This window comes from Natronobacillus azotifigens (genome assembly GCF_026805325.1).
GTDB lineage: Bacteria > Bacillota > Bacilli > Bacillales > Amphibacillaceae > Natronobacillus > Natronobacillus azotifigens.
Window position 1 is genome coordinate 34062 of sequence record NZ_JAPRAT010000030.1, and the last position, 12320, is coordinate 46381.

The following is a 12320-nucleotide window of genomic DNA, read 5'->3' on the forward strand; positions in this document are numbered from 1 at the left end:
TAATTCCTCCTCAAAAATGTTTTTTTCAATTAACTAGTAATCCCGGTTTTTTGTGTTCTCGGAAATGGATCTTGAACAATCAATTCTCTCGGATAATTTGCTAACGTTTCACAACCATCTTCAGTTACTCGAACTGACTCACTTATCTCAATGCCGTGCTGGTCAAACCACAATGCTGGAATAAAATGAAACGTCATGTTGGGTTGTAAAATCGTTTGATCTCCTTTTCTTAGGCTAGCTGTATGTTCGCCCCAATCTGGTGGATAATTCAAACCAACCGAATATCCAATTCGAGCTTCTTTATGAAAACCATATTTTGCAATGGATTTGCGCCATACTTCTTCGACTTCCCCACAAGTCATTCCAGGCTTCATCGTTCCTAGCACACGACCCATCCCTTCCAGTACGATCGGCTCTAAATCTTGTAACTGACGAGATGGCTTCCCTATCGAAACGGTTCTTGCTAATGGTGCATGATACCGTTTATAACAACCTGCCAATTCTACGATTACCGCTTCTCCCTCTTTGTATTTGCGCTCTGACCATGTTAAATGAGGGTTTCCAGTGTTCTCACCAGACGGCATTAACGGTACAATCGACGGATAATCACCGCCATGTTCTTTTGTTCCACTGATCATGTTATAGTACATCGTAGCCGCTGCATCACATTCTCTAACACCAGTACGAATCATTTCTGTTCCTCGAAACATGGCCTGTTCTGCTATTTTTGCTGCGCGTTTCATATAATCAATTTCCTGATTGGATTTGATCATTCGTACAGTATTTACAAGTAAGTCCCCATCTTTTAAGGTTGCATTAGGTAAACCACGAACCAAACATTGATAGGCTTTTGCGGAAAAATAATAATGGTCCATCTCCACACCAATATGTCGGCTCCCTTGCTTAATCTCTGTTAAAAACTCTGCAATAAAATCCATTGGATGACACTGATCCGTTTGAACATAATGATCGGGATATGCAATCACATTCTGATCATGCAACCAAGTCGTTGCCTTCACACCATTCGCATCCATATAACGCCCAATCCAGATTGGTTGATCCTGATCAATAATGATAATTAACATTTGATGCACATAAAAGGACCATGCATCATAACCCGTTAAATAGTACATATTCGCTGGATCGGTAACTAACAATACCTCGATTCCACGTTCAGCCATCTTTTCTTTTGTTTTTTTCATTCGATTTTGGTACTCAATCCGATCAAAGGCTAGCATGTGCATTCTCCCTTCTTTATTTTTCAAGATTAAATTATTTGAATATTTATATATTTCTTACTATTGTAAAGACTTCGCTCCTTTTATGTAATGTTCAAATTGTATGAAGTCTTGATTTTTCTTTCTTACAGATTGAATAGGGAAATGCACAAGAGCTTAGTTAAGAGTGGAAACAAGGATTCAATGTATGACATGATAAGCTACCTAGTTCTTTTTCTGTCCAGCACTTTAACACTACAACCTAAAAGTAATAATTATCTTCAGTGAACCTGAATCGAACCATAAATCCTCAACAACAATGTAAATAGCCGATACCAAATCGGTATCGGCTATTTACTATTTGATCATATTATCTTCAATCTCTTGAATCATCTCGTATGCTCCTGCTGATTGATTTGAACAGACGACAATGGTTATCAATTGATCAGGATAGTGAACCGCTCTAAAATTCACACCTGGGTCATATCCCATTAAGATATGTTTCATTACCTTACCAGACTCACTGATTTGCATATAACCACCGTAACCATAATAGATATCATCCTCAACCTTCACTTGTGGCTTGAGCAATGTTTCTTTTCTAACAAGCTGATCATGCATGGCATCGAATAAGTTGGCCATATCATCAACCGTTATATATACTCCTCCGTCTGATCCACCTCTAACTGGTACGGAAAAGATATTTGTTCGATATCCACCATCCGCTGTTTCAATATAACCGAGTGCAGTTCTTTCTGGAAGTGCGTCCATTTCAAAGTAACCGGAGTCTTCCATCCCTGTTTTAGCAAAAATATTTCTTTCCACATAATTACTAAACATAAGCCCGCTTACCTTTTCGACAATGAGCCCTAAAACAATGTAGCCAGCATTATTATAGTGGAAGGAAACACCTGCTTGAGCTTTCCTTTTCTTCTGTTGAAAAAGAGGTAAGAAATTGTGTAATCTTCTCATATGATACATTGGTTGATCTACCCAAATTTCCTCGTAATCATCCATTTCGTCTTCATCAAAATAATCTGCAATACCCGAAGTATGTGTTAGCAAATGATGAACCGTAATCTGATCATCAAAATTAGGAAATTCTACGTCTAAACAATCGATCAACTTTGTATCAAAAGACAGTTTTCCTTGCTCTACCAACTGACAAATAGCAATGGAAGTGAAAAATTTACTTCCAGATGCAATACCGTAACGAGTGTTTCTTTTATTTTTTATTTTTTCTGCACGATTGGCAAAACCATAACTATTCGTCCATATACCCGCTCGTGTTTTTACATAGCAAGTACCTGAAAAATCAATATCTTGTTGGACTTTTTCGATTGCTTCTAACTGCGCTTCCCTTATCATTGTAATCCTCCTAAATGTTTTTTAGATTCGATAAAAACATTTAGATATTACCAAGTTCAGATTTTAAGTATAGAATACATGGCATTACCCTCCCTTATATTTCAAATAATAACACATTTTCAGGAATGCGACTTGGTGTAAATCAAAATTTAATGATCAGATACAGTGAAACTTCAATCAGTGGAGGTTTTTTAGATACTCGTCACTAATTGTTAGCCCAAAAAGATGATCTAATGACGATTGAACCTTCGGGGAAGGCTAATTTCCGTTATCCCCACTTACTCCTCTGATTCGTTCTTATGACGTCGGCGACTTACGAACGGTTGCTCAGGGATTAAAAAATGCCGCACGATTACAGTGCAGCATCATTGATCTCTTTCTCTCGTATTTAATTGCTTTAGCTTCCACAGTCGCACACTTAATTCTAACAAAAAGGAATCGTCTGCATTGTCTAAGGATAGATTGGTTAACGTTTCAATATTTTTTAATCGGTGCAACAAAGACTGGCGATGTAAGTTAAGTGCTCGAGCAGTTTGACTAACATTCCCTTTAAATTGACTATACACTTCAAACGTATGCACAAGATCCGTTTGTCTTTTTTGATCATAGACCAATAAATCATTTAATGTTTGTTGGACAACTCGATACACATCGGGTTGTTGTGCGAACGTCATCAACAGACGATCCACCTTGGTATCTTCATATAATGTTCGTGTTCCATGCCCCTCACGTTCAATCCCAATATCAAGCGCAATCTTGGCTTTTTGATAAGACGAATAAAATGGCGTTTTTTCCTGGCTAGGCGCAGCGATCCCCCAAGACATTACAATCCCTTTTAATAATGCACTTAAGCGACGCTCCACTTTATCTAAAAATTGGTTTGCTATCTCCATGTAATGATCTGCTGGCGCTTCTAAAAAGGTAATCACATTTCCATCATCAAACGTCGTCATGGTCTTCACTTCAAACAGTTTTCCCGCATACGTGATTTCTTTTTGAATCGCATAATTTTGACTTTGTAACGATGAATTCTCTGGTCGATCATTCTCGTATTGTTTGATCGAACCTTGATAATGAATATCTCCAACAAGACAAACATAATCGCGCATCAAATCATAGCCTAGTAGATCTGCTTTTGCAATTAACTTGCTGTCTAACGTCTTCTTTTGTTTCGCTAATTGCAGAATAAAATTATCCTTTAAACGAACCTCGGTTAATTCAATCGCATTTTCTTTGACAAAATACAATGCACATGCAGTCAATGCATGTTCTAGCACGTTCATCACAAACCAAGATAATTGACTAGTCGTCGTTGCGTGAACAAATAGATAGCCTTGTGTTTTATGATTATTAATGATCGGCAATCGATAGATGATTTGATTTTCTATGTGATACGCTTCTAACAAATAATAAACAGGATGAGCAACAACTAATTGATCATCTTGATCAATGATTCTTTGACCTTCTAAACCTGATTGAAACGGTTCAAGCCATTGCTCAGAGAAAAATTGACTACCACGAATGAATAAATATTGATCCGTGAGACAAACGGAAAGTTGAACATGTTTATACAGTACTTGTGCAATGTCCTGAAGCCCTTTATCACTAAGTACACAATTGACCAATTGTTGCCGAACAATCTCTGCCTGTTCCCGTTCATCTTGCTTATCTGCAGTAATTTTCCCCATGATCATTGCTACAATATCACCAAAGCGCACTTCCCAAGGAATATCAAGGATAATTAATTTTGCTTCACTTGCTATAGTAAGAATTGATTCTGGTAAATCATAAATATACCGTCCAGTAGCAAATGCCAGAACAGATGCACCAGATTGAACCACATCCTGAACAAACGTTGTTAATGCTTCTGGATCATTTTTGCATCCAATTCCGGTCGTTAAGACAAATTCATTTTTTCGAACGAAATTCTCAACCGGTGCCTCCATTACCGAAACCCATTCTATCTTACTCTCATCAACACACACTTCTCCCGCCTTCACCGTCGAAGTATTAAAAATCGGCAACTCCAATACCTCTCTCACAACTAAACCCATCGGTGCCTGTCACCCCCCGGTTTTTGTCGAACAGATTCTATTCCTTTTGTTCTTGTTTTCTTTATTATACATATAATATTTAAGTAGTAATACTATTCTGATATTTTTATATACGTTAGCGAAAATTTTTAACTACTCACATTATCTGATAAGCAACGAATTTATATGTTTTGTATCTATATTCGTCATTTTCGTGTACACTTTTAGCTTTTCCCTGTGTTGGTTTTAACAGTTCTAATTTAAACGAGATTATTGGCATTTTGTTTTTCATCTCTAACTAAATCTCACCTATTTTCTCTTAATAATATCTTGCTGTCTTCTTTTAAAGTGAATACCGTTCAATAAAATAAAGATAGATCACTTAAATGGGATTTATTTCATTATAAGGGTTTACATTACCTTTTTTTATGATACTGTTATTTTGTAGCAAATTTATAACACTATACTTAGAAAGGATGAGCAATTTGAAAAAATATTTCGTTACTGTGTGCTGTATGTTCCTATTAAGCAGTTTTTTTGCCACGGGAGGATCCTTAGTTCTTGCTAACGACACAAGTCTAAATGAATTTATTATCATTGAAAAAAAATTAGAAAGCATTAATAGAGAAATTAAAAATGAATTAAATGACTTTGCATTAGAAAATGAAATTCCTGTCTCATTTGAGGATGCAAATTATGAAATTAATACACAGAAGATTCAAACTGAAGCACAATTAGATCAAGAAGTAAATAATCTAGTAAACATGATTAAAGATGATTTAAAAGAAGTAAATATTAAAGGAGACGTAGAGGAAAAAAAAGGATTTCTTTCTACGAATAGTGTCAAGAAAGGTGATGGCTATTGGACTGCAAGAGTAGAAGCTATTGTTCCTGCTTTAAGAACGGGATATATACAACAAGATTTTGAGTCTAATGTAGGATATGGTTATGTCAATAGTGTTAACTTGCTAGGTGATTCATATTTTTCATCTGGTTTTGGTCTCTCTCATTGGACACCTATCCGTTCTTGGTACAATATCTCTAGAAACAACAGATATGTTCAAATTCATATGAAAGGCACAATAAATTACGTTGTTGAAAGTTCATATCTTAATCTTACAGGAACATGGTTGTCCACTATGAAAGCTGACGGAGGTAGCTTCATACGTGCTAGCTATACAGACTGGCCAGATTAATTCTCATTATTTTTTGATAATCCGCTTATATATTTCCAAGCCATTCAGAAACCTATACAATACGAGATCACTATTTACTGTTTAAAAGTAGCATGTTGAGCAATTATGAAAGAATCGTTCCTTATTTACTGCATGCAAATATCTTAGTATTATAGAATTTATAATCTAGAAAACAAGTTAACTATTTCGAAGCAACTGATTTCTTGCTTTTTCTAAATTGTTTCTTGAAATACTTCTTGAATATCTTGTTTTAGACCAGAACTTTAACTAATTCTTCAGTAAGACGTATGATTGTTTGTAGGAAGACTCTTTTCTGTGAATGTCGTTTGGTAACTCTAATCTACAAAAAGAGCTTCCTTTTTCTATTACCACACTAAAAACAATCTCGTTTACACAAATTCGTTTAAATTATCTAGTATAGACAGCGTTATTATTTTGTGGTTGAGTAGAGGTTTATTTGTTTTCCTCTAAGAATTTTATCGTATTTATTAAATTATATAGCTTTCTGGTTACTGATCCTTTAGTCTGACATATAATTTTCTTTTTCATTCCGTTATGGAATAAAATATTTTCTGAAAGCTATTGTAAAATAATAAAGAAAGGGTGAGGAAATGAAAAGTTTATCTAAGCGAATTAACTGGTTTCAAATGAATCTTTCAGCTTGGCTTGTTATTATTATTTCTTACATTATTCCTTTTAATTTTCTTGAAGATGGTAGTGCTACAGTAGGATTTCCCCTTCCATTTTTAACGATTTATATAAGGAATTGGAGCAATGATTTTTCGACGTTTTTCAATTTAAATATTGCAGCGCTATTTCTAGACATAATTATTGTATATTTGATTATTACTTTAATTGATAAGTTATATAAAAAATATCGAAAGCGCAATCATAATTAATTATGCAAGGAGATTTTTGCACTACATTTTGTTTCACCGCCAATTAATTATCTTGTGCAGCGTCCGTCACTCCCACTTAAACAACTGTTGTTTAGAAGTGGGAGTCTTACGCATGTCTACTCCGGGATAAACTCTCTTTGTATCCACAAATCCGATCGTTCCAATTCACTTGCTAAACAGATTAACTGATCTTCTCTTCCTTTTGGTGCAACAAATTGAACGCCCATCGGCAACCCTTGCTTTGTGACATAAGTAGGTACACTCATCGCAGGCTGGCCTGTGAGATTCGCTAATTGCGTATGCGGGGTATAAGTCAAGCTAGGCAAAAACATGTCATAGATTGCATCTTGTTGATCGGATGCGGAAAATCGCTCGATCTGCGTTAATTTCTCTACTTCCTCTAGACTAGGCAGCAACTCGCCAATCTTTGGTGCAGGATGAGCGTTCGCTGGTGTTACATAAAAATCATACTGCTGATGAAATTTGACCATTCGTTCCGCTGCAACATCCCAACTCGCCAGACTCTGGCTATACGCTGCTGCCGATATTTTCTCTCCTGCTTTATGTAATGCCCATGTGAAAATCTCGATATCCTTTCGCGTTATGCTCCTTGCTAACATTTTCTCTAAATTAAGCATGACAGCATTCATTTCTCCACTGTTCATTAAATAATACTGCTTCATTAAATCAACCCCATCAACAGGGTTTTCCACTTCTTCAACCATGTGCCCTTGCTCTTCTAACCAATGCACCACTTGATGAACAGCTGCTTTTGCATCCTCACTAACCGGCGTTCCCACAGGGGATGCTGTAGAAAATCCGACTCGATATTTTTTCTTATTGCTTTTCCCACAAAGATCTAAATAGCTTCCATCATACATTGGAGTCTGAAAAGCCGCTTCCGGTTGCACGGTCTGTAGCACATCAAGCAAAGCAGCACTATCACGAACCGATCGACTCAGTACAAAATCAATCGCAGCCCCTTGCCACTGCCTCCCTACACCTGGTCCAACCGGCGTTCTCCCTCGAGTGGGTTTTAAACCAAATAAACCGGTAAAAGACGCGGGAATTCGAATGGAACCTCCGCCATCACTTGCTCCAGCAACTGGTACAATCCCCGCAGCAACCGCTGCTGCTGACCCACCACTCGAACCACCAGGAGAATGTGAAAGATTCCATGGATTTCTTGTTGCTCCATAACCCTCTGGTTCCGTTATATTCTTCAATCCAAACTCTGGTGTATTGGTATGCCCAAGAAAAAGAAACCCCGCTTCGCGTAATTTCGCCACAAAATTCGAATCCACTTTTGCAATATTTTTTTGCAATAGCTTGGAGCCTGAACTAAGCACATCCCCTTTTACCGCTTGTGAAATATCCTTTAGCAATATCGGTACACCATAAAAAGGTAGCGCACTTCCGATCCGCTCTTTGACTTCTTGATATACTTTGTCTTTTCGTGTTCTTATGACCGCATGTATTTCTGGATTCACTTCTTCAAGTCGATCAAATGCAGTATCTAACAATTCTGTTGGTGAAACTTGTTTTGATCTCACCAAATTAGCCAAGCCAATCGCATCATAATTTAGATAGGTTTGCTTGTCCATTTCATCATCCCCCTAACTATCGTTATATCTCTAAGTATAACCAAAATTCTCTCTAACAGAAAAACAGATGCTTTTCGCTAAGCGAAATTGGAAGGAACTGTCGAAATTTTATTGCCTGGGAAATATTTCGACTTATTTATCAACTTTTTTCTTTATCCCGCATAACTTGTTAACAAAAAATCGCTTTCGTCAAATACCTCTATCTGCTAAATTGCCAAAAGACCCTTCATCCAGTCATTAACTGTACGAAAGGTCTATCTGGAATTTATTGGTTTTTGTTAATAAAGACTACCTTTAGATAATCACTTTCTTTGTACTGCCTATTCGTTTTAAAATCTTCTGGTAAAGAAAAGGTTTCTACCACGCTGTATGTGGAGCCACTTTCTTCAAAAGCTTTGTCAATAAACCGTTTGAATTTATCCATCCCAAATCCACTAAAGTTTGTCGATGCGACAATAACCCCGTCTTTTGAGGTAATCGAAATCGCGTCTTTCAACAATCCGACATAATCTTTTGCCGCACTAAACGTATGCTTCTTTGATCTTGCAAAACTAGGAGGGTCTAAAATGACCATATCAAACGTCAAATTTTTCTTCACTGCGTAGTTAAAGTAATTAAATACATCCATTACTCTAATCTCATGAGCTTTATCATCTAAATCATTCACTTGAAACTGTTCGACCGTCTTTGGTAAGCTCCGATTAGCTAAATCGACACTCGTCGTTTTGCTCGCACCACCCAAAGCTGCATAAACAGAAAAAGCTCCGGTATAAGAGAAAGTATTCAGAACTGTTTTCCCTTTTGCATAGAGATCTCTGATCGTTTTTCTTACTTCACGCTGATCAAGAAAAATCCCTGTCATTGGTCCATCATTTAAATACACAGCAAAATTTACGCCATTCTCTTTTATTATCAATGGAAATTCCGCCCGCTCTCCAGCTACAAAATCATCATCCTCGACATATTTTCCACCGGTGTCGAATCTTTTTTTCTCATAAACACCCTCAAAATCGACAGCGTGCTTGAGTGCTTGAAGAATGAGATCTTTAAATTGATAGATCCCTAAGCTATACCATGTTATCAAGTAATAACCAGCATAAACATCAATCGTTAACCCGCCGATTCCATCTCCTTCTCCATTAAAAACGCGAAAAGCAGTTGTCTCCTTATTTTGATACAAAGAATGACGGTGATTTATCGCATCACGTATTTTTTGATCAAAAAAATCCTGATCAATCTTTTCGTTTTCATCACGGGTTAACACCCAACCTAACCCTTTATTTTGCTTCCCATAATAACCACGACCAAGAAAGTGACCTTGCTCATCCGTTAGGTTCAACAAAGCACCTTCTCTAGTTAATTGTTTACTGTTGACAAGTGCTTCTTGAAATAAATGCGGATAACCTGCTTGGTATTTTTTCTTGAATTTATTTTTAATTTTCACTTGGATTTCCTTCTGCATCTTATTCATCCTTACTATCAGAGTCTCCCTTCATTATAGCCTACTTTATCTATTCCAGACAAAAAAACCACTTCACACATGGTCAGATTGATCTTTGGATTTTTTTATAGTATAATTCATCCGAAAAATCCGGGGAAAAACTCAACAAATTCTTACCATAGACTATATTTTTTGCCAATAAACGATATAATAAAGAAAGAATACACAATTTTTCAAGGGAGATATTTGCTATGCATGCTACTACAACAGTTAGAATTGGAATATCCGCTCGTCATGTTCATCTAAAACAAGAACATGCTGACATACTTTTCGGTCAAGAAAACTATCTACTGACAAACTTCAAAGATTTGTATCAACCAGGAGAATACGCATGTGCAGAGAAAGTTACTATTCAGACAGCGCATGGAAAGATTGATAACGTTCGTGTTCTTGGACCATACCGACCAGAAACACAAGTGGAAATTTCAAAAACAGATTCCAGGGGATTAAAGATAGCACCACCGGTAAGAAATTCCGGTGATTTAGATGGATCCGCACCAATAACACTAGTAGGTCCAGCCGGAACCGTCGAATTAGAACAAGGTTGTATCTTGGCAAATCGCCATATCCACCTTTCTCCAAAAGAAGCGGAAGAATTACATCTAATCAATGAAGACATCGTAAAGGTTGAGATTCCAGGAGAAAAGGGCGGTATCTTATACAACGTTCACTGCAAAATCAAAGATTCTTATAAAAAAGAAATGCACCTGGATGTAGACGATGCAAATGCTTTTCTATTAACAGGAAAAGAGGATATCGGTTATATTTTGAAAGATTAATGGAGAAAAATTATTTTCATTACGTTAAATGTAAGCGATACACAGGGAGTACGAAACCCATTAGGTCTGAAACCCCCAAAAAAGATCACGCCAAGTATGGTGTGATCTTTTTCAGTACGATTAAAATAATACTCTTGCAAGAAAAATAACAAACGTAACCGTAATTGCACTAGTTAACGTTGAAAATAACACAATTTGCGCAGCATAATGTGGATAATCACTATACTCTTGTGCAATTACCGCACTGTTTACTGAAGTTGGCATGGAAGATGCGACAAATAATGCTTTCGCGGTAATACCATCCAACCCCAATACATAAATCATTCCCAATGCCACTAACGGCCCGCCAATCAATCGAATCAATAAACTATAATAAATCGACGATAAACCAGAAATGATTTTGATCTGGGCAACTTGCGCACCTAAGGTTAATAGTGCGATAGATATCATTGAGTCCCTAATATAATTTGCTGGCACCCAGATAAATTCCGGTAATGGAACTTGAAACGCATTTAGAATTACCCCTCCAAGTAATGCATACAAAACTGGCATTCTAAAGTAGCTTAATGCTGCTACCATTCTTCCGCTTTTCGCTGATCTTAACGAAAAAACACCATAAGAAAATAAGAAAATATTTTGAAATGCCATCACAATTACTTGAATCGACATCGCATATGGATCACCGTGAAAGACTAGCTCGTTAACAGGTACACCATAATTACCGGAGTTAAAAAACATGACACTGTTAGAAAATATTGTTCGCTTGTCTTTATCCATCTTCAAGAATCTCGCTATGAATAAGGAAATAAAATATAAGATGAACACAAACACAATAAAGAAAAATACCACCCTTGCAAACAACATGCCTGAAAACTCTGTTGTATAAAGTGTAACGAACATGAATCCTGGTACGATAAAATAAATATTCAATCTAGCCAATGTAGTTAAATCCATTCTGAATTTCTTCTGCATGGTATAACCAATCGCAATTAAAACGAAAATCGGTAAAATAATATCTGTTAATATAACAAAAAGCTCCGACAAACTGCTCACCCCTCCTATACAGTTTAATACAAATTTCACAATAGGTGAACTGTTCAACGTGAACAAAAGATTAATTCATAGTAACAAAAGGATTATTTTCTCAGTGCTTCCCTTCCCCATCTTCAGAAAAAAATCGATGACAAGATCATCACAAAATAAATTCTATAATGCATCTTTATTCAGATAAAGTGAAACTTCAATCAGTGGGGATTTTTAGGTATTCCCCCACTGATTGTTAGCCCTAAAGGATGACCTAAAGGCCCTTGAACCATTCGGGGTGCTAGCGTCCGTTACTCCTACTTAAACAACTTGATATTCTCGTTGTTTTGAAGTGGGAGTCTTACGGACGGTTGCTCCGGGATAAAAACTATTTCTTATCTTTAAATTCTTCCTGTAAATACCGTTAAAAGCTCTTTTTACCTACTCTTGAAAATGAGTCCACTCCTCCTACAGATAAGTGTCCGAAATCAGGTGCCCCTTAACTCCAAGGTTTAATAATACACTCTTCAAATGTATGTTTAATCAATCTACTTATCCCCACTAAAAAAAGGAAATATTTTTATTGCTTTTTCAAAAAAAAGGATTATACTGTTAATATTAAGGAGGTGGTTAAATGATTAGAAAAAAAATAATAGTGTTATTAATTTTAACACTTGCCTTGCTAATAGGTGCTGTTAAT

Annotated in this window: 8 protein-coding genes; 2 read left to right on the top strand and 6 right to left on the bottom strand. The window is 36.5% G+C overall.

Annotation, left to right across the window (positions count from 1 at the left end; translation table 11 throughout):
- Positions 1–29: 29 nt before the first annotated feature.
- The 3 genes from OWO01_RS13515 to OWO01_RS13525 all read right to left on the bottom strand — a co-directional run bounded on the left by OWO01_RS13515 (position 30) and on the right by OWO01_RS13525 (position 4639).
- Complete coding sequence (locus OWO01_RS13515; protein WP_268780994.1) at positions 30–1238, bottom strand: M24 family metallopeptidase; 1209 nt, start codon at positions 1236–1238, stop codon at positions 30–32.
- A 336-nt stretch (positions 1239–1574) separates the two neighbouring features.
- Positions 1575–2585, bottom strand: coding sequence for a serine hydrolase domain-containing protein (locus OWO01_RS13520; protein ID WP_268780995.1), 1011 nt, complete (start codon positions 2583–2585; stop codon positions 1575–1577).
- Positions 2586–2950: 365 nt separating this feature from the next.
- Positions 2951–4639, bottom strand: a complete 1689-nt coding sequence (locus tag OWO01_RS13525; protein ID WP_268780996.1) for a PucR family transcriptional regulator — start codon at positions 4637–4639, stop codon at positions 2951–2953.
- 464 nt (positions 4640–5103) lie between these two features.
- Here OWO01_RS13525 and OWO01_RS13530 point away from each other — a divergent pair, with 464 nt between their 5' ends.
- Positions 5104–5814, top strand: coding sequence for a hypothetical protein (locus OWO01_RS13530; RefSeq protein WP_268780997.1), 711 nt, complete (start codon positions 5104–5106; stop codon positions 5812–5814).
- 1015 nt (positions 5815–6829) lie between these two features.
- Here OWO01_RS13530 and OWO01_RS13535 read toward each other — a convergent pair.
- Together OWO01_RS13535 and OWO01_RS13540 are read right to left on the bottom strand one after the other, a co-directional pair.
- A complete protein-coding gene (locus OWO01_RS13535) occupies positions 6830–8317 on the bottom strand; it encodes an amidase (protein WP_268780998.1) in 1488 nt (495 codons plus the stop codon).
- 265 nt (positions 8318–8582) lie between these two features.
- Entirely contained in the window at positions 8583–9779 is a 1197-nt protein-coding gene (locus OWO01_RS13540) for a class I SAM-dependent rRNA methyltransferase (protein ID WP_268780999.1), read from the bottom strand.
- A gap of 230 nt (positions 9780–10009) precedes the next feature.
- On the opposite strand from OWO01_RS13540, the gene pduL reads away from it, so the two are divergent.
- On the top strand, positions 10010–10597 hold the full coding sequence (gene pduL, locus OWO01_RS13545; RefSeq protein WP_268781000.1) for a phosphate propanoyltransferase: 588 nt from the start codon (positions 10010–10012) through the stop codon (positions 10595–10597).
- A gap of 120 nt (positions 10598–10717) precedes the next feature.
- On the opposite strand, the gene OWO01_RS13550 is transcribed toward pduL, so the two are convergent.
- Positions 10718–11650, bottom strand: coding sequence for an AEC family transporter (locus tag OWO01_RS13550; protein WP_336284272.1), 933 nt, complete (start codon positions 11648–11650; stop codon positions 10718–10720).
- Positions 11651–12320 lie beyond the last annotated feature (670 nt).